Annotated in this window: 15 protein-coding genes and 3 pseudogenes; 9 read left to right on the forward strand and 9 right to left on the reverse strand. The window is 33.2% G+C overall.

Annotated elements, in window-relative coordinates:
• Position 1: 1 nt before the first annotated feature.
• From ACE38P_RS04720 to ccmE, 5 genes are all read left to right on the forward strand, one after another.
• Positions 2 to 1,444, forward strand: coding sequence for a NuoM family protein (locus tag ACE38P_RS04720; protein ID WP_374699600.1), 1,443 nt, complete (start codon positions 2 to 4; stop codon positions 1,442 to 1,444).
• Positions 1,441 to 2,829 (forward strand): NADH-quinone oxidoreductase subunit N, encoded by a 1,389-nt coding sequence (locus ACE38P_RS04725; protein ID WP_353281443.1) that lies wholly within the window; start codon positions 1,441 to 1,443, stop codon positions 2,827 to 2,829. The genes ACE38P_RS04720 and ACE38P_RS04725 overlap by 4 nt, the downstream gene beginning before the upstream one ends.
• Positions 2,830 to 2,877: 48 nt before the next feature.
• On the forward strand, positions 2,878 to 4,095 hold the full coding sequence (locus ACE38P_RS04730) for a hypothetical protein (RefSeq protein ID WP_374699601.1): 1,218 nt from the start codon (positions 2,878 to 2,880) through the stop codon (positions 4,093 to 4,095).
• A gap of 26 nt (positions 4,096 to 4,121) precedes the next feature.
• The gene (locus ACE38P_RS04735; protein ID WP_374699602.1) at positions 4,122 to 4,967 is read left to right on the forward strand and encodes a biotin--[acetyl-CoA-carboxylase] ligase; all 846 of its coding nucleotides are present in this window, start codon (positions 4,122 to 4,124) and stop codon (positions 4,965 to 4,967) included.
• Between the two features lie 117 nt (positions 4,968 to 5,084).
• Positions 5,085 to 5,477 (forward strand): cytochrome c maturation protein CcmE, encoded by a 393-nt coding sequence (ccmE, locus tag ACE38P_RS04740; RefSeq protein ID WP_265041769.1) that lies wholly within the window; start codon positions 5,085 to 5,087, stop codon positions 5,475 to 5,477.
• 75 nt (positions 5,478 to 5,552) lie between these two features.
• On the opposite strand, the gene ACE38P_RS04745 is transcribed toward ccmE, so the two are convergent.
• The 4 genes and pseudogenes from ACE38P_RS04745 to tnpA all read right to left on the reverse strand — a co-directional run bounded on the left by ACE38P_RS04745 (position 5,553) and on the right by tnpA (position 8,668).
• Complete coding sequence (locus tag ACE38P_RS04745; RefSeq protein ID WP_374699603.1) at positions 5,553 to 6,020, reverse strand: hypothetical protein; 468 nt, start codon at positions 6,018 to 6,020, stop codon at positions 5,553 to 5,555.
• A 90-nt stretch (positions 6,021 to 6,110) separates the two neighbouring features.
• Positions 6,111 to 6,416, reverse strand: coding sequence for a hypothetical protein (locus tag ACE38P_RS04750; RefSeq protein WP_374699604.1), 306 nt, complete (start codon positions 6,414 to 6,416; stop codon positions 6,111 to 6,113).
• Positions 6,417 to 6,498: 82 nt separating this feature from the next.
• Positions 6,499 to 8,001 carry an MgtE intracellular N domain protein gene (locus ACE38P_RS04755; RefSeq protein WP_374699605.1) on the reverse strand — a complete coding sequence of 501 codons (1,503 nt, stop codon included), beginning with the start codon at positions 7,999 to 8,001 and terminating at the stop codon, positions 6,499 to 6,501.
• A gap of 275 nt (positions 8,002 to 8,276) precedes the next feature.
• Positions 8,277 to 8,668, reverse strand: a pseudogene (gene tnpA / locus ACE38P_RS04760) (IS200/IS605 family transposase).
• A gap of 240 nt (positions 8,669 to 8,908) precedes the next feature.
• Between tnpA and ACE38P_RS04765 the strand changes: the two are divergent.
• The 3 genes and pseudogenes from ACE38P_RS04765 (at position 8,909) to ACE38P_RS04775 (ending at position 11,876) form a co-directional block, all read left to right on the forward strand.
• Entirely contained in the window at positions 8,909 to 10,297 is a 1,389-nt protein-coding gene (locus ACE38P_RS04765; RefSeq protein ID WP_374699606.1) for an ankyrin repeat domain-containing protein, read from the forward strand.
• Positions 10,298 to 10,312: 15 nt separating this feature from the next.
• Positions 10,313 to 11,162 (forward strand): annotated as a pseudogene (locus ACE38P_RS04770) (IS630 family transposase); the annotation flags it as partial.
• A gap of 60 nt (positions 11,163 to 11,222) precedes the next feature.
• Complete coding sequence (locus tag ACE38P_RS04775; protein ID WP_374699607.1) at positions 11,223 to 11,876, forward strand: transposase DNA-binding-containing protein; 654 nt, start codon at positions 11,223 to 11,225, stop codon at positions 11,874 to 11,876.
• Here ACE38P_RS04775 and ACE38P_RS04780 read toward each other — a convergent pair.
• Positions 11,851 to 13,308: an IS4 family transposase gene (locus ACE38P_RS04780; protein ID WP_374699293.1), complete on the reverse strand. Its 1,458-nt coding sequence runs from the start codon at positions 13,306 to 13,308 to the stop codon at positions 11,851 to 11,853. The genes ACE38P_RS04775 and ACE38P_RS04780 overlap by 26 nt on opposite strands.
• 61 nt (positions 13,309 to 13,369) lie before the next feature.
• On the opposite strand from ACE38P_RS04780, the pseudogene ACE38P_RS04785 reads away from it, so the two are divergent.
• Positions 13,370 to 13,537 (forward strand): annotated as a pseudogene (locus ACE38P_RS04785) (IS630 family transposase); the annotation flags it as partial.
• Between the two features lie 87 nt (positions 13,538 to 13,624).
• Here the strand turns inward: ACE38P_RS04785 and ACE38P_RS04790 are convergent.
• The 4 genes from ACE38P_RS04790 to ACE38P_RS04805 form a co-directional block, all read right to left on the reverse strand.
• Positions 13,625 to 14,866, reverse strand: coding sequence for a citrate synthase (locus ACE38P_RS04790; RefSeq protein WP_374699608.1), 1,242 nt, complete (start codon positions 14,864 to 14,866; stop codon positions 13,625 to 13,627).
• 79 nt (positions 14,867 to 14,945) lie between these two features.
• Positions 14,946 to 15,215, reverse strand: a complete 270-nt coding sequence (gene rpsT / locus ACE38P_RS04795) for a 30S ribosomal protein S20 (protein ID WP_007302369.1) — start codon at positions 15,213 to 15,215, stop codon at positions 14,946 to 14,948.
• A 43-nt stretch (positions 15,216 to 15,258) separates the two neighbouring features.
• The gene (locus ACE38P_RS04800) at positions 15,259 to 15,984 is read right to left on the reverse strand and encodes a lysophospholipid acyltransferase family protein (RefSeq protein WP_374699609.1); all 726 of its coding nucleotides are present in this window, start codon (positions 15,982 to 15,984) and stop codon (positions 15,259 to 15,261) included.
• A gap of 56 nt (positions 15,985 to 16,040) precedes the next feature.
• The gene (locus tag ACE38P_RS04805) at positions 16,041 to 17,027 is read right to left on the reverse strand and encodes a site-specific tyrosine recombinase (RefSeq protein ID WP_374699610.1); all 987 of its coding nucleotides are present in this window, start codon (positions 17,025 to 17,027) and stop codon (positions 16,041 to 16,043) included.
• Positions 17,028 to 17,289 lie beyond the last annotated feature (262 nt).

Genomic DNA, 17,289 nt, shown 5'->3' on the forward strand with positions numbered 1-17,289 from the left:
AGTGTTGTTACTTATTATATTCTTGCTTCCACTGATAGGGGCATTGATTTTATCCTCGATCAGGATTAATCATCAATCTATATACCTAAGATTCCTTGCCCTATTTTTTGTTGTACTTCCATTTTTACTTAGCATTGTAGCTTGTATAGAATTTGATTATAACGATGCGGACTTTCAGTTTGTCAGCTATCCAGTAAGAGATATTGGAATAGGAGTGGATGGAATATCGTTGCTTTTCCTTCTGCTTACAACTTTCTTGTTTGTTATTTGTATGCTCTATAATTGCAAAATGAGTTATACGACCCTAAAAGCCTATATGGCATTATTTCTACTGCTTGAGAGTTTTGTAGTCGGTTTTTTCGTTTCACTGAATGCTATAAGCTTTTATGTGTTTTTTGAAGCTGTCTTAATACCAATGTTCTTTATTATTGGCATTTGGGGAGGGAAGCAAAGGATATATGCGACGTTTAAGTTATTTCTTTATACATTAACTGGCTCATTATTATTTCTACTGGGGTTAGTATACATCTATAGTGTTTTTGGAACGTTTAGTATACAAAAATTAGCTACATTAGTGCCAAGCCTTGATCTTGAAGTGCAGTCATTGCTGTGGATTGCATTTTTTATTTCTTTTGCAATAAAAGTACCGATGTTTCCATTTCACACTTGGCTTCCTGATGCACATGTGCAATCACCAACTTCTGGATCTGTGATTTTAGCTGGCTTGCTTATTAAAATGGGGGGATATGGATTTTTAAGATTTTCTATTCCAATGCTTCCTCAGGCAAGTTTGTATTTTTCAAATTTCGTTGTTGTGCTGAGCATTATTGCGGTGATATATGCTTCTCTAGTTGCGTTTGCTCAAGATGATATAAAGAAGTTAATAGCTTATTCTTCAATAGCACATATGGGGATCGTTACCGCTGGCCTCTTTTCATTTTGTGAGGAAGGAGTACTGGGTAGCATATTTCAAATGATTAGTCATGGCCTTATTTCTGCTGCTTTATTTTTGTGTGTTGGAATGCTATATACTCGAACTGGGACTTTGGAGATTGCAAAATATTTTGGCATAGTAAACACAATGCCAAAATTTGGTTTTATGTTCATTTTATTTTCAATGGCTTCAATAGGGCTACCTGGAACATCTGGATTCATAGGTGAGTTTTTGGCTATGGTTGGAATGTTTAAGAGCATAGGGTTTTTTACAGGATTTATCGCACTTGGCACTATTTTAAGCGCAGTTTATATGCTGAATTTATGTAAGCAAATAATATGGGGGGTTAGCTATTCTAAATTATTAAATAATCGCTTGGATAGCATAGAATTTTCTGTCTTAATTCTGCTTGCAGTGTTTGTTATTTTGCTTGGATTCTACCCAACCCTTGCACTGAATTATTTGAAGCCATGTATGGCAAATTTGTTAGTCAAATATAATGCGCTATGAATTATATACAGATATTGCCGGAAACGTTCTCTATTATCTCCTCGTTAGTGTTGCTACTGCTTGGAATTATATTTAACCGCCGAACTATCAACTTATTAGCACTTGGCTGCACAGTGGTAACTTTGATTATTTTAATTATTTCGGCAGAAAACAATGAAATTTTTCTCTTTAATTCGTTGTTAAAACTCAATTTATACATCAGGTCAGCCCAAGGGTTAATTCTCAGCACAGGAATTTTAATACTTTTGATGCTGAATTTATCAAAATATGACTATAAATATGAATTTTCAATACTGATTCTTTTTGCGCTATTTGGCATGATAACTTTGGTTTCAGCAAATAGTCTGATTTCTTTTTATTTAGCTTTTGAGTTGATGAGTATATCTTTGTATGTTCTTGCGAGCTTTAATAAAGATTCAGCTTATTCATGTGAAGCAGGAGTGAAATATTTTACACTTAGTGCACTATCTTCCTGCATTATGCTATATGGAATGTCGCTGCTTTATGGATATACAGGACAAGTCAATTTCTCTGAGCTCGGTTCATTCTTGCAAAACCATCAGATAACTTATGGAATAGTTTTTGGGTTAGTTTTTATCCTTATTGGTTTGTGTTTCAAGCTTGCTATTGCTCCTTTTCATATGTGGGCTCCAGATGTCTATCAAGGTGCACCTACCATAGTAACTGCGTTTTTTTCTACGGCCCCAAAAGCTGCACTTGTAACATTTTTAATTCGATTGATGAATGAAGAGTTAGTAAATGTAAAAAGTTATGTTCAGCCTATTTTCTTATACGTTTCAGCATTGTCTGTGCTTATCTCAGCTTTTGGGGCCTTGCGTCAGCAAAACTTAAAAAGGCTGTTTGCTTACAGTTCAATTGGTCACATTGGTTTTATATTTGCTTCACTTTCTATTTTTACACAAGCAGGAACAGATAGTGCCTTAATGTATTTGGTGATATATATCATCACAAGCATAGGGCTATTCTCATATCTCGTACAAATTGACGATGATGATTGTGATATTGCAAATTTATCTGGTATAGGAAAAAAGCAACCAATTTTAGCATTCCATCTTTCTATACTATTACTCTCGATGTCGGGAATACCTCCACTTGCAGGTTTTATCGCTAAATTTTTTATATTCAAAAGTTTAATAAATTCTGGCTTTATCAGCCTGTCTTTGATTCTTGTAACAGCGAGTGTGATATCATGCTACTATTATTTAAATATCATGAAAGTTATGTATTTTGATAAAGCTAGTGGTAATAAGGTTGCTTATTCTAAGAGTCTATTCATTATCACTTCAGTGGCTTCACTGATCAACCTCGTTCTTTTCTTGTACGCAGAAGATCTTTACTCATTGATTAATTCATTGACAAATTAACAATTTAGTGTTTATAATTAGTGATTAATTAATATTTTGTGGTGAAAAATGAGTAAAAGAAAAACTGTTTTGAAATTTTCAATTGCCGCTCTCTTGCTAGGAGGATCGAGCACTGTAGCTGTTTTATATTTTCCTTATGTTGCTTTAGCAATTAAATTTGGTATTGTAATCTCTACAGCTCCTCTGGCAATTTTTGCCATTTCTGTAGTTGCTGCATTAGTTTCAGTAATTACATTAGCAGCATTTACTATTTCCGCCATACGCAGTAAGGGTAAATCTAATAAGGTTAGTAGCGAACCAAGAAGTAAAAATGAAGAAGAAGGAGAAAGTCTAGTACAAGAAAAAGAGCAAGCTGTGCCTATTCTTACGCCACCGTTGCTTTCGCAAGAGCCTGAAAAGTCGGTTATTCCTATTCCACAACAACCACCAGTTGATGATCCAGTGAAAGAAACAGAAACACCGCAACCTGAAAACGTTATGGTTAAAGGTGCTGATCAGCAAGCTAACCAAACAGAGGAATCGTTGCCATCATATCCAGAAACTAACTCGCCTCTGAATAGCATGAATCAATTTGAATCATTTCCTAGCTTGTCATCGATAATCATGGGTGCGCACAACAATTTGGAAGATGGTAGTAATTCCATCAAAAATTATCAAGAAAATATGTCACTTCCACCGAATCTGCCAGAGCAATCTCTAACTTCACAGCAACTTTCCCTAGCGCTTAGAGCTATATTAGATGATTCGAATTCGCTCTTGAAATTTAAGGCTGCATTTGAGGAATTTCAAAAAACAAGACAGAATAATTTACGTAGATCCAAATCACTTCCAAATCTGAATGTGATATTACCGATGAGTTTAAGTGAGGTGAAATCGAAGTGGAGAGAAACACAAGCTAGTATGACAGATAGTTATATTTCTTGGGGCAGTGACTTTGAGAGCTCAATACAAGAACCAGATAGGCTACAAGCAAGTTTAGGAAGTGACAATTCATCAGTGCAGTCCTTTCAACCAAAGAAGAAGCTTTTATATGATGTAAATAAAAAAAATTTTGATAGCGTTGGTTATCAAGTAAATTCTAGACCTTCTGAGAATGCAGGGGAAGCTCCTAATGACAAACGGGAATTTCCACTTACTGAAACAAATGTTAACAGCGGTCCTGAAGCAATGCCCTATGACGTAAATGAAAATAGGGCTTCATATAGCAGTATGCAATCACCTGTATTATCAAGTTCTGCTAGCCGTGGCAACAGTTTTTCTGGATAAGAGAGTTTTTTGATAGAATTAAGAAAATGATCCCTGAAACATTTGAGGGCTTTCATATTCATCATTACAAAGAAGTTTCAAGCACTAACGAAGAAGCATTGGGTTTAATTGAGAAAGGGATATCAAATGAAACTGTCATTATTGCTGATAAACAAACAGAAGGTAGGGGACGCACTGGAAAAAGCTGGATTTCTCCAGAGGGTAATCTCTATGCGAGTTTGATAATTAACCAAGAAAAGGATGTCAGCAAATTGACAGAATTGACTTTTGTGACTGCTCTTGCTGTTGGAAATACTTTATTATCGTTAAATTTCTTGAATAATCAAACCCACTGCGGTGTCATTCCAGTGCGTGACACTGGAATCCATACTTTTTCTTCTGGATCCCAGTGTCAAAGCACTGGGATGACAAGAGATCAATTCATAAACGATCTCAATCTTCAACATAAATGGCCAAATGACATTCTAATCGATGGCAAGAAAATAAGCGGAATATTGCTTGAAAAAAAATCCAATTCAAATTGGCTCATTATAGGAATTGGAATTAATGTCAATCATGCGCCACTTCCAGGCACAACGTGCATTAGCAATTACGGTGAATCTGTGTCTAACATGGATCTGTTAAAGGAATTAATAATAAATTTTAATAAGCTAAGAAAGCAATGGCTATTTGATGGGTTTTATGCTATAAGAGAAATGTGGTTAAAAAAAGCATTCAAAATGAATGAGCAAATCAGTGTAAAGTTAGCTGACAAATTGTATGAAGGAATTTTTGCTGATATAGATAAAAGTGGTAAATTGTTGTTGCAGCAAAAGGATGGAAGCTTAATTTATTTTGATGCAGGTGAGTTATTTATTGGCAGTGCATTATGAATACATATGTAATTTTTGCTTACCTTATTAGTTTCATACTGATTGGTGGAAATTTGATTTTTACCGTTTCTTGCTATACTAAAAGTAAAAAAATTCTAGAAAGCCTGAAAGATAATAATGAAGAAGAAACATAAGCGATTACTTATAACTTCAGGAATTTTCTGCTTTTTAAGTTGTGCAGTTTTTTTTATTTTAACAACGCTCAAAGAAAATATCTCATTTTTCTATACAGTAAGTGAGGCAATAGTTTTACCAAATAATCAAAAGCCAATCCGTGTTGGTGGAATGGTTGTTGAAAATAGCGTGATACGGAGCGAAAGCGAAGTGATTTTTCAAATGACAGATTTTAACAAAAGCGTTGTGGTGAAATATCAGGGAATACTTCCACCAATGTTTTCAGAAAAAAGTGGTGTTGTTGTGCAAGGTAAAATGTTTGATAATAGTACTTTTCTTGCAGATACGGTGTTTGCAAAACATGATGAGAACTATAAGCCGAAAGTCCTAAAATAGATTTCCTAATTCAGTTGTATTGAAATGGTATGTGAAAGAAAGCAACAGCCTGCTAGCAAGCTGTTACTTTCCTAACTACCACAATATATCAGAGTGAGCTGGTGCTTCCCATTCTACGTTATTATGGTCAATTATTGCTGCTTTTAATCCTTCAACTTCGCCCCTTAGGTGATCAAGTTCTTCTGCCCATGTTCTATATTCTTTATTATTATCAATAAATCCATCCTGCTGAATTAACTTATTCAAATGAGATAAACCATTAGCCAATGCTTTACTCATATCAAGAGACTCTTCTCGAAGTTGTAATATGTTGTTCATAAGTGAGGCATTTAAGTCAACAACAAACTTCTTATTTAAATCGCAGACTAACTTATCCATAACTTGATAGACGTAATGAATTGTTGCAATTTTATCTGCAATGTCCTCAAAGTTTGTGGGCTTAACTTCAACTTCTATATTGTCTATTTCTTTAAACTTGAAACCGCTCATTTGGTTTATTGCTTCAAAGTTATTTTCGCTTTCTTGTTTACTGTTGTTACTCATGTTAGCTCCATAAAATTTTAAAATCAACTCAGCCATATTGAAATGGTATGTGGAGAAAGTAATAGCCTAGAGACTATTACTCTTTCCAGTTTAACCCCAATCTGGTTCATTAGTGGTATTGTCTTCTAATTCTTTTACTCTTGTCTGTAAGTTATTCAGGCTCTGTACTAAACCACTATCTACATTACCAACGTCTTCAATCAGTTTTTTGACTTTTTCTTGTTCTCCATGCAAGTTAGTATTTACTTGCACAACAAGTCCGTCATTCATACTTTCAATCAGTTTATCAATAACATTATGAGTATAACCAACTGTCGCTTTTGTACCTTTACTCGTTTCATAATTTATCGGTTTTGCAAGGGTAACTTTACTTATAATTTTTGGTTCATTGGCCATATAAACTACCTCATTAAAATTTAAAATTTCAAACAAAATCAACTATAGAAATATAAAAAGCTCTTTTCAAACCCATAAATATTTAGCTCAACAATACTTCGTATCCAGTCTGAAAGTACTCTTCCATTACCATTAGTTCAGCATTGGCGTTTTGAAGAGGGCCCTCCCATTCAGGTTTATCAGTAGAATCTCCAAGTTTCTTAATCAGCTCAAGGATTTCCTTTTGTTTTTCATTTTGTTTTTCATTTTGTTCATCAAACTTCTCCTGAAATGCATCAATAATAGCTTTAGATTGATCTTTACTGCTAAGATCGCCAATCACAGATATGACTTTCTCATGAGGCAGTTTGTGAATGATGTCTTTAAGCTCTTCTGCATCTACGTTATCCAAAAGTTCTTTAAACTGCTCACGAGACATATTATGAGCAAAAGCTTGAAGTTTTTCTGGTTTGTCAACTAAAGACTTAATAACCATCTGAATCTTATTAGGATCAGTTAAATCTCGAGCTACTATTGCAAGTTTCTCGTGGTCTAGCTTATTAATTAAATCATGTAATGTATCTTCTTCTAAAGTTTTTACTAAGATTGGAAGTTTACTTTTCAACGCTTCGTCCAAAATAGTGTTTATCATTTTCTCATTTGCATTTTTTATTAGTTCTACAAACTGGTCATCCTTCATTGTCTTGACCGCTATCTCGAACTGATCCATTTTAAGGTGAGGGAAAATTTGTTTTACTTGATCTGGATTTAAGTCTCTAACTAGAGCTTCAAGCTGAGCATCATTTAAAATAGGAACAATTATTTGTAACTTTTCTGGATTTAGTTCCTGAGCGAGGGTTTGTAATTGGTGATTGGTTAGATGATCCACTAAAGCTCGAAATTGTCCATCTGTTAAGTTCTCTGCTAAAACCTGTAGTTGTTTATTTGTTAAGCTCTTTGCTAAAATCTGTAATTTCTCATTATTAAGAATATCGGCAAGAGTCTCTAACTGATTTCCTGTTAAGTTCTTAAAAAAAGTTTTGGCGAACTCACTTGATATTAGTACACTCTTTGGTATCTTAGACGATGTTATATCTTCTATCAACTTTGCTGTATCATGGTGTGGCATACTGTATTGTAATATCTTGTTGTCAGGTGAATCGATTATGTTTCCTTCCTTATCTGAAAAATAATATTTATCGTCACCAAGACCTGATTCCTCCCATGTTAAATATTTGTACTTCAATTCTTCACCTACAAAATTATGATAACCAGTTTTATCTCCTATGCCCCAATTTAATGATAGTTTAACTAATCTATCATTGTCATATGCAAATGAATTACTGTTCTCGGAATAACCAGGTGTACCACGGTGAACATATCGATTTTGTTTTTCTTCTACGCAGTACATTACTCCGTTCTGAAGAAAACTGTTACATAATCTTATAGATAACTCTAGGTTATTGTCTTCTTCACTGAGTGGTGTAAGCTTGACTTTTTTCATAGATTGAGGATTTTTAATGTTAGAATACACTTCATATTCACTAGATCCGCATGAAAATTGCTGTCCAGGTACCATCTTAAAGACATGTTTTTTTCCACTCATAAGTATTATCTAATAAATTTAATTATAGCTATTCTAGCATTTAATGATTAATTTATAATTAAATTAGCATGTATTGGAGTCATAATAACAAATATCACTAGAATAAAACCCCGATAGAATAAATAGGCTGGCTTTATGGTATGTTGAAACCTATATTGGTGGGGGTAAGCGTACTTTTCGAACTCGCTCTCTCGAATATTATACAAAATGAGTAAAGTGAGTAAATAAAAGAATTTAATTTGTACTTAATGACATCTCAATTCAACCACTATGGATTAAAATCCAAAGATTGAAAGAGAGCGTAGAATGCTAACTTTCAACTTACCAAATTTATCTTCTTTTTTAGAGTGATTTTCAATATGATTTTTTATCATTACAAAGTAGCCTACTAACCATAACTCAGTATCTTTTTCTCAGCTCTGGAAAGTTTTGCTGGAACTTTTTCCTTTTATTAACTGCACTAACTTACTAATACTGAAGTATGGGGTACAGAAACGTATACATGTTGACGTAACTCTACCTCTGATAATTTCTACTTCCACATACTTCTTGTACAACTTCTTTAGTTTTCTGACCAATATCTCCAACTCATAATGGATATCGATATTTTGTTATCCACACTATGTGATATATATACAGAGTGACTGCTTTTTCTATAATATTCCACATTCTTTCAAATTTTTCACCTTAAGATTATATTCTTGAAAGGATAGTCCAGGGTTTTTCTCCCAAATTTGGGAGAATAAAGAAAAATTGAGATGATTTACAGCAAAAACGAAATTAGAACAAAGCCCTTCTACAAGGAAGCTCAAAAACTTCAACAAAATACCATAATATTCAAAAATCCTTTGTTTTTCTGATGTATCTAATTACTATACAAAAGCTTTAGGTAATATAGGGGGTGTGTATGCTGAGGACACAACATCGAATAAGTAATCTAAAAAAAGAGATTAATTCAGAAATCATTGATCGGTTGAAAGAGCAGCTGAATAAGCAACAAAACAGTAAATCTTTTCAATTTAAAAATAGAATAAGACGTCAATATAATCCTGATGATACTAACATTGCTAAATTGTTTCTGGCGATACGTGAGCATAGAACGGATAATCCTCAGCTAAATAAGATTAGTGAAATTGAAGGGTTACTTACTCAAGTACAAAATATTAATGATATTGATCTCAATGATGATGGTAATACACCACTACATGTTGCTGTAAGCAAAAATCATCAAGACATTGTTGAACTTCTTTTGAATGTGTCTGGTATAGACCCAAATATTAAAAATAATCAAGGTAAAACTCCACTAGATATTGCTAAGCAACAAAATAAGGGAGAGATTATTAGGACTCTAGAAGAACATTTAAAAAAATTTTCTGATCAAGTAAAAAGACTTTCTGCACAGGAGGAGGAAGTACATGAAAAGCTAAGAAAGTTTGTTGAAGATTTTGTTTTTATTTATGAACGCTCTTTATCAGAGTACTATGAGAGACTAGAAAATCAAAGAGGAAAGCAAGGTAAATGGGCTGATTTTGTTAATATGATAATATATATAGGAAAAGGTGGAACAGAACAAGGAGAAGCGGAATCAAAAGTAATTCCTCTTATTGGAATTAACATTCTTCGAGCAACAATATCCAGCATTGGTAGTAGTTATAATAGAGCAGAGCTTAAAAAGCTGATAGATCAATTGTATATATTTAAAAAGGATCCAATCAAAGTCAGGGAAGAGTTAGTAAAATCTGGTATTGAGATTTTTCAAAGTTTTGAGAGCCAATTTATACAAGTAACAGCAGAAGGAAGTTGGCAGAGAGCAATGACAAAATTAGCAGAAGATGCTGTGAGTAGAGTGGTTGATTACTATAGAAAAAATACTGAAAAAGAGCTTTGTGCTTCCTCAATTACTGAGGGTATTATTTTTGGAGAATCAAAAAGATATAAACAAACCTACACTGGTGTTCCTCATATTAAGCTAGGACATACTTTAGAAAGTAAAAACTCGAATTCATGGAGTACTGCAGAACTATTTGATAAAGCGGGATTAGTAACAATAAAGAGTGACGGTAGTGCTGATAAATACTATAGGAGAATAGATGGAAAGAGTGATACTAGCAAATATGGCTATCGTCTTCTTTTTAAATGGGAATTGGAAAGTAAAATAAAAAAATTAGCTAGAGAATACATTGAAGAAAATCCTTCTAGGGAGGAGTATAGGTATATTTTAAAGTTATACCAACTCCAGTTACAAAACAAACAAATAGACAATATGTGTGATGAAGTTATACTCAAGCAGGTATAATCATTGAGGTTAAGAATGGCACTAAGGTCAAAATTATTAGATGAAAAAGTTGTAAACTTGGCAAAAGAAATGTTAAAAAAGGTGAGAAATAACGCATATGTTTCAAAAAAATTACAGGCTGTAATTGCAGCGAAAAAATATAGTATATCAGAGGTAGCAAGGGTATGGTGTATCTCAAGAACTGCGCTGAAAGAATGGATAAAACATTTAAAATTTGGAAGGGTAGAAAGATTGTTTGTCCCACCTGAACGGCGAAAAAAAAGTATATTAAACCAGAGTCAACGCAAGCAAATCGAGATGTGGGTGGAGAAAAATCCAAACATTACTATCAAGGAAGTAAGGTTAAAAATCCAGAAAGAATTTGCTTTAAATATTAGTAAATCTACAGTACACAGTGAAGTACAAAAGATGAAGTTTTCTTACATCACGCCACGTCCAGTGCACCATAAACAAGACAAAAACAAGCAAGAAGAGTACAAAAAAAAATCTCAATAAAATTGTACAGAAGAACCCAAAAAAGGAGATATTTTTCTTCGATGAATCGCGATTTGGAACACACTCGAAAGTTGGGCACGGATGGTTTAAAAAGGGATCAAGAACACAAATTAAAGTAAAAATTGGTAGGGAAAATTTCTATCTTTACAGCGCAGTAAATTACAGGAGCGGAGAGGACTGTAGCTTACTTTTTCCATATGTAAATACCGACTGTATGAACATATTTTTAGAACAGATGTCGAAAAGCTTGGGAAACAAAGAGGCCTTTCTTATCATGGATTGTGCCAGTTGGCATAAGTCAAAAAGTCTAAAAATTCCAGAAAATATTACTATAATTTATTTACCTCCATACTCACCTGAACTGAACCCTCACTTTTACCCACAAATAAAAAAGTGAGTAAAATGGATACCAAATAAATTTGGGATTAAAATGAGTGAAGTAAGTACAAATGTGCAATATACTGATGGCTTAGGGGATAAATGGCTGGAAAGAGAGTTAAAACACGTTAATTTAGGAGATACAAGACTTAATAAGAGACTTATTAAAACAGGCTATTGTATAGAGGGTAAGGCGTCTGGATCAATTAATCAAAGCTGTAGTGGATGGAAAGAAGCTAAGGGTGCATACAGATTATTTAGCAATGAAAAGCTTAAGGATAAGGAAATTTATTCTTCCCATTACAAAGAAACTATGGAGAGAATGAAAGGAAATCAGTTTGTTTTTTCAGTTCAAGATACAAGTTATTTGGATTTTGACTCTCATATAAAAACTAAGAGGCTAGGTAGTATTTCTAAAGCTTATACGAAGCATAAAATGGGTTTACTGTTGCACAGTGCCTTAATAGTCAGCAAAGACGGATTGCCTTTAGGTCTATCTTCTCAACAATGTTGGGCACGTTCTATTAGGGAAAAAGAAACGTCACAAGAAAAAGCAAACAGGAAATACCGTACCTCCATAGAAGAAAAAGAAAGTTATAAGTGGATAACAGCTCTCAAAGAAAGCATAAACAACCTTCCTGCAAATGTACAACTTGTTACCCTTGGTGATAGACTCACTTTTACCCACAATTTTGAGAGGTCATGATGTGAAGCATAACTATGCTCTCCTTAAGATTTTCATAGCCCCGCCATAGAGTCATAGCCCCTGGTAAATTATCACTTTTTCTATTCATAAATCCACCTAATTTTCCTAACCAAATAATAGCTTGTTTTATGTTTGGAGGTTCTTCTGGCAATGTAGCTACTTTATGCTCACGTATGAAAAGGGCCTTCCACTCTTCGTTGCTTAAAATTTTAGTACAGGTTTCCATGGGATTTGATAAAGCGACTTTTGTTAAATATAAAATTTTAAATGCAATAATGCTCTTTATAGCAATTAATTTCTGTAGCCTTTCCTTTGTAGTTAAACGAGAGCTTTCTATTTTACATCCTGATTTTAAAACCCTGAAATACTCCTCAATTTTCCATCTTAGCTTATACCAATTTATCCTTTCTATAGCATCTAAAGTGCTATTAACTGGTACATTAGTCAGCAAAGTCCAATCAATAGCTTCCAATCCTTCAGGAGGATTTGTTTCTTTTGCACTTACCACATATACAGGGATTTTATCACTTATTTTATGCACTGTGTCTTTTGATCCATAAATTGAAGAAGATCTGATAGGTATATAGCCTTTCATATACTTAACTTCAATATTAGCTTTCCTTGATCTTTGGTTTCCACCTTTATTAACTTCTAGAGAAATTTTCTTCTTTACTGGCAGTTGAGTGATGCGTGTTTGCAAATCTGTTTTTCCAATTTCAGTACAGATAAATCTTCTATTAGTTCGATTACGGATTACATAAAAACTACCTAATGTCTCAGTGATCCATAAAAATTTGAAGATATCTGCCTCTCTATCACCAAGGGTAACAAGTTGTACATTTGCAGGAAGGTTGTTTATGCTTTCTTTGAGAGCTGTTATCCACTTATAACTTTCTTTTTCTTCTATGGAGGTACGGTATTTCCTGTTTGCTTTTTCTTGTGACGTTTCTTTTTCCCTAATAGAACGTGCCCAACATTGTTGAGAAGATAGACCTAAAGGCAATCCGTCTTTGCTGACTATTAAGGCACTGTGCAACAGTAAACCCATTTTATGCTTCGTATAAGCTTTAGAAATACTACCTAGCCTCTTAGTTTTTATATGAGAGTCAAAATCCAAATAACTTGTATCTTGAACTGAAAAAACAAACTGATTTCCTTTCATTCTCTCCATAGTTTCTTTGTAATGGGAAGAATAAATTTCCTTATCCTTAAGCTTTTCATTGCTAAATAATCTGTATGCACCCTTAGCTTCTTTCCATCCACTACAGCTTTGATTAATTGATCCAGACGCCTTACCCTCTATACAATAGCCTGTTTTAATAAGTCTCTTATTAAGTCTTGTATCTCCTAAATTAACGTGTTTTAACTCTCTTTCCAGCCATTTATCCCCTAAGCCATCAGTATATTGCACATTTGTACTTACTTCACTCATTTTAATCCCAAATTTATTTGGTATCCATTTTACTCACTTTTTTATTTGTGGGTAAAAGTGAGAACTGAACCCAGTAGAGAGGTTTTGGCAATATATAAAACAGAACATTTTACGCAACAAAATCTATGATACTATCGGTCTACTTGAAGATGTTTTATGTAATTTTATTGTTAGTCTTTCCCCTGCTACGGTTAAACAAGTTTGTAATATTCCTTATTTGTTCGTCTAGTAAGTGGAGTTGGTATAAAAAATCAATTTGCTGTATTTTATAGCTAAAGAAAATTAGACTATTTGAGGACGAATTGTGAATGAAAGTTTATTTGCCAAGGTATAGCTGCCTTGGCCTACAAATCTTGGTTTCTTTATCGTTTACCATTTCATACCACTGGGCAACCCAACCAGTGGTTCTTGCAAGTGCAAAAATGGGTGTAAACATACTTGAAGGGATACCGATAGCATTCATTATTATACCTGAGTAAAAATCAACATTTGGATACAACTTACGTGTAATAAAATACTCATCCTTTAAAGCTATTTCTTCAAGTTTTTTTGCAATTTCAAGTAATTTATTGTTTTGCTCTAGTTTGCTTAAAATCTCATGACAAGCATCCTTTAATATAAGCGCGCGCGGATCATAGTTTTTATAAACACGATGTCCAAATCCCATTAGCTTAAATGGATCTTTATCATCTTTAGCTTTCTCAATGAATCTATCTACATCTCCACTTTGCTCTATCTCTTTTAGCATATTTATAACTGCCTCATTAGCTCCACCGTGTGCTGGACCCCAAAGTGTAGCAACTCCTGCAGACAGGCTTGCAAATAGATTAGAACCAGCTGACCCTACCAATCTGACAGCTGCTGTAGAAGCATTCTGTTCATGATCAGCATGAAGAGTAAATATTTTATCCAGAGCTTTTACAAAAAGGGTATTATTAATAGCACTGCCAAATATCATATTTAAGAAATTCTCACTATAACTTAATTTATTATTAGCATTTATGAATTCCTGATTGTTGATATGTCTATAAATCATTGCAACAATTGCAGGAACTTTTGCTATTGCAGAAATTCCAAAATCTAAATCTTCACCATTGACATTGTTGCCATGCATTTCATGGTAAGACGCTGACAAATTTGCAAAACATGCAACTAAAATCGACATAGGGTGAGCAGTTTTTGGAAATGCTTTGATTACATTTGTAACTTGCTCTGATACTTTGGATGATTCTTGTATTTTGAGAAGAAATTTTTTGTGTTGCTCTGAACTGGGTAATTCACCATAGAGCAATAAATAAATCACAGCAGTAAAATTATTATTCTCTGCCAAATCAGCTATATTATGTCCCCTATATTTAAGAACTCCTTCATCTCCATCAATGAATGTAATTGTAGAAGAGCATGAAGCTGTAGAAACAAACCCTGGATCGTAAGTGAATAATCCTGTCTTCTTATATAAATCCTTGATATTTAACACGCCAGGACCTACTGTTCCATTTAATACGGGTAGATCAATTTTTGACCCATTACTTAGTTCCAATAATGCTTTTTTATCCATCACTTAAGCTACTTAATTTTATACAGAATATACAAACTGAAGAGTATATATTAATACAGCTAACTTTACATTAACCGTATTAAGCGGTCATCAATGCTTTTACTTTTGCATTTAAGCGACTTATTTTACGCGCAGCGGTATTCCTATGAATGACACCTTTATTTACACATTTATGTAAATTGGATTCAGCATTCCGAAATGCCAAGACAACATTCTCTTTATCACCAGACTTGATTATATCAACTAATCTTCTAATAGCAGTACGAGTTTTGCTTTTTCGCATCTTATTTACTAAAGTACGCTTTGCTATTACCTTCATCATTTTTTTAGCACTCTTATGATTTGCCATATATTAATACCTGTACTTTTCTTTTAATTATAAAGTCTTTTTGTTAATTTGCAATATCAGTTTTTTCTGCAATTAATCTACTACTTCTCTCTTCAATGATTTTTTCTAAACTTTGCAAGAATTCATTTTTGTTTAACCCGGGATATATGGGAGGTAATATTTCTATTACCGCCTTTCCGGGATTCTTTCTCAGAGAAAGTATGCTTTTTGGCCAAAACAAACCAGTGTTTAAAGCAATCGGTAATACAGGAACAGATAATACGCTATATAAAGCAGCGATACCTGGTTGATATTTTATATTTTGGTTTATAGTCGTTCTTGTGCCTTCAGGAAATATTATTATGCCTCTATTTTCTTTTATACGCATTTTTGCTAATTTCATGATATGACGCACAGAACTAATACCATCTGAGCGGTTAATAAAAATCATTTTTAATGCCATGAGATGCAAACCAATGAATGGAATCCATTTCAATTCACGTTTTAAAATAAAAACTGCTTTTCTAAAGAGTAGTATAAAAATAAATGTTTCAAATGGAGATTGGTGTTTAGATGCAATTATAAAAGGTTGCTTAGGAATGTTTTCCATTCCCCTCACTTCATATTTAATGCCACATAATAAACGCAACATGAATAATACAACTCTCACCGAGCAAACAAGGAAAATGGTTATTACACACTCAGGAAAGAAAATTACAGGGAGAGTAATTAAAGTATAGAATACTTCCCATAATATAAGGAGTAAATTAAATAATAAACTTGCAATCACAAACACACGTAAACTTATTTGAATTTAACTTTACTACAAAACTAAAAGCAATAAGTTTAATTATTGATCATCTGAGTAATAGGATGAGAATCAGCTAATTTGTCCTTTAACTTTTCGTTAGCAATATGAGTATATATTTGTGTTGTAGAAAGATTAGTATGGCCAAGAATTTTTTGTATCAGCACAATATTTGCTCCGCTATTCAGTAGATGGGTAGCAAGAGAATGCCTAATCACATGTGGAGAGATTTTATTTTCATCAATATCGCACTTTCTTGCTAATTCCTTTATTAATTGACCAACTCTTTGCCTTGTAATTGGTTTATTAGGTTTATCACCTGGGAATAGCCAATCAGATTTTTTGTTGTTAGGGAGCAGATTGTCACGAACTGATAAATAATCTTTAAGGCTTTGCAATGCTTGCTCATTAAAAAAGATTTGCCTTTCTCTGCCACTTTTTCCCTTTATTATTATGTAGCCTTCCTTACCATTACTGTTTACTAAATGTGATACTTCACATAACTTCATATTGATTAGTTCAGAAACACGCATCCCGGAAGAGTAAAGAATATCTAAAATTGCACATAGCCTTTTACTGCTTATCTCTTTATTCGATCCGCTTGCTGATTTTTTTACTGTTTCCATGAGCAAAAATATTTCTTGAACACTTAAATACTTAGGCAAAGGACGGGAAACCTTTGGATTTCTTAATTCATTATCATTAGCCGGTGCTGGATTAAAATCTATTATTCCATCATTAAATAGGCACTTATAGAAATTTTTGATAGCAGATATTTTTCTTGATATAGAGCTAGTTTTATATTTCTTTTGTGTACGTAAAAAGTTTACATAATCTTTAATATTAGCTTTACTTGCACCAACTAAGGTAGTGCCTCCTTCTAATAAAAATTTTTCAAGTTGGTGTAAATCTGAACGATAACTTTCCAAAGTATTTTGTGTAGAGGATTTTTCGGAAACCAAAGTATCTCTGTAATACGTTATGTAAAGATCCTCTTTTTTATTTTGTGGTTGTTTATTTTTCATTATCAGCTCCTATATTTATTTCTTTGACTATAATTTGATTAAAAGTATTTTTTGTATTTTTTATAAGAAAATATGAGATAAATAAAACATTTATCAATAAAGTAAGTACTACAAACCTTTGTTTTAACCTTTTTTTTAAATTTGATCTTATTTTTACCATATTTCAATTATAACATCAAATCTATAAAAAACATCCTGTAAAGTAAGTTTTACTATCATATAAAATATCCCTTAGCTATGTCTGTTTATGCTTATTACATCA

This window comes from Wolbachia endosymbiont (group A) of Limnophora tigrina, from assembly GCF_964263225.1.
Classification (GTDB): domain Bacteria; phylum Pseudomonadota; class Alphaproteobacteria; order Rickettsiales; family Anaplasmataceae; genus Wolbachia.

What these genes read in the sequence shown, in the direction of transcription:
- ACE38P_RS04750 (WP_374699604.1), bottom strand. Translation starts at nt 6,416, where the DNA reads ATGGCCAATGAACCAAAAATTATAAGTAAAGTTACCCTTGCAAAACCG.
- rpsT (WP_007302369.1), bottom strand. Translation starts at nt 15,215, where the DNA reads ATGGCAAATCATAAGAGTGCTAAAAAAATGATGAAGGTAATAGCAAAG.
- ccmE (WP_265041769.1), top strand. Translation starts at nt 5,085, where the DNA reads ATGAAGAAGAAACATAAGCGATTACTTATAACTTCAGGAATTTTCTGC.
- ACE38P_RS04790 (WP_374699608.1), bottom strand. Translation starts at nt 14,866, where the DNA reads ATGGATAAAAAAGCATTATTGGAACTAAGTAATGGGTCAAAAATTGAT.
- ACE38P_RS04735 (WP_374699602.1), top strand. Translation starts at nt 4,122, where the DNA reads ATGATCCCTGAAACATTTGAGGGCTTTCATATTCATCATTACAAAGAA.
- ACE38P_RS04745 (WP_374699603.1), bottom strand. Translation starts at nt 6,020, where the DNA reads ATGAGTAACAACAGTAAACAAGAAAGCGAAAATAACTTTGAAGCAATA.
- ACE38P_RS04755 (WP_374699605.1), bottom strand. Translation starts at nt 8,001, where the DNA reads ATGAGTGGAAAAAAACATGTCTTTAAGATGGTACCTGGACAGCAATTT.
- ACE38P_RS04780 (WP_374699293.1), bottom strand. Translation starts at nt 13,308, where the DNA reads ATGAGTGAAGTAAGTACAAATGTGCAATATACTGATGGCTTAGGGGAT.
- ACE38P_RS04765 (WP_374699606.1), top strand. Translation starts at nt 8,909, where the DNA reads ATGCTGAGGACACAACATCGAATAAGTAATCTAAAAAAAGAGATTAAT.
- ACE38P_RS04775 (WP_374699607.1), top strand. Translation starts at nt 11,223, where the DNA reads ATGAGTGAAGTAAGTACAAATGTGCAATATACTGATGGCTTAGGGGAT.
- ACE38P_RS04805 (WP_374699610.1), bottom strand. Translation starts at nt 17,027, where the DNA reads ATGAAAAATAAACAACCACAAAATAAAAAAGAGGATCTTTACATAACG.
- ACE38P_RS04730 (WP_374699601.1), top strand. Translation starts at nt 2,878, where the DNA reads ATGAGTAAAAGAAAAACTGTTTTGAAATTTTCAATTGCCGCTCTCTTG.
- ACE38P_RS04725 (WP_353281443.1), top strand. Translation starts at nt 1,441, where the DNA reads ATGAATTATATACAGATATTGCCGGAAACGTTCTCTATTATCTCCTCG.